Annotated in this window: 2 protein-coding genes; both read right to left on the bottom strand. The window is 49.6% G+C overall.

Annotated elements, in window-relative coordinates; all coding sequences use genetic code 11:
• A partial coding sequence (gene fliH, locus R8269_RS26535; RefSeq protein ID WP_318223078.1) for a flagellar assembly protein FliH occupies positions 1–619 on the bottom strand: 619 nt, incomplete at its 3' end.
• 3 nt (positions 620–622) lie between these two features.
• On the bottom strand, positions 623–1,013 hold a 391-nt coding region (locus tag R8269_RS26530), incomplete at its 5' end, for a FliG C-terminal domain-containing protein (protein ID WP_318223077.1).

Genomic DNA, 1,013 nt, shown 5'->3' with positions numbered 1-1,013 from the left:
CAATTGGCAGTTCGTTGTTGGCAACCAACTTCCAAGACTTAGGCAGATCCGCGTTAATGTGCGTAATGCGTTCTAGATCTTGTGGGTTGAGATGAACCGTCACGGTTTCCGCTTTGCCCGGCATCGCAGACAGTGTTTCATCCACCAGCGCCAGAATTTGCTGTGGCATCAGAGTAAGCTCGGCACGAATCACTTGCTGAGCTACCTTCTGTACCAACTCACAAATCATGTGGCGTTGCTGCTGCTCTTTTTCACTTTGCCAGCGAGATAAGGCTTGGAACAAATCATTAACTGGCTTCGCCGCTTCTAAAAAGCCTTGCTTACCAGCTTGTTCACCAGAAACAAATCCTTTCTGGAAGCCTTCTTTCTGACCATCGAGCAAGCCTTGTTGCTTACCTTGCTCAATACCTTGGCGTAAACCTTCTTCATGACCTTGTTGCAGCCCCTGTTGGAAACCTGCTTCAAGTTGCTGCTGAATGTCCACTTGCGACTCTTGCCAACCTTGGTTGTCCAAGCCGAACTCTTCATCAACCGCAACTGGCTGAGCCAGCGGCGGAAAACGGTGTAAACGGTAACCACTTGGAGGCAGTCGCATAATGTTCGATCTTTGTTCTGCCATGCTTTATTCCACCGTTGGCTCTTCGTATAGAAGCAACTGAACTTCGCCCGACTCATCAAGCTCACGCACCATTTGCATGATGTCTTGGCGTGCTTTCTGAACTCGACTTAGTGCAACTGCACCACGCGCTTCCATATCGTCTTCTAGCGCTTTCACCATACGTTGTGGCATTGAGCGTTTGATCGCTTGCTGCAACGTGATATCCGAACCTTTCAGTGCCGTAGCCCAAAGCTCGAGTGGAATTTGCTGTACGAGCATGTCCATGGTTTCTTCGCGTTGACGGCCCAGCACCATGAAGTCAAACATGTTCTCTTCGATGGCGTTAACCACTTCTTCATCATGCAGTTTGAGCATTTCCATCAGTGAACCACGGTCGCCTTCGAAGCGGTTGATG

This window comes from Vibrio sp. Vb0667, assembly GCF_033391095.1.
Note: the sequence above shows the minus strand (reverse complement) of the source record. Positions and strands in the feature narration are given on the sequence as shown.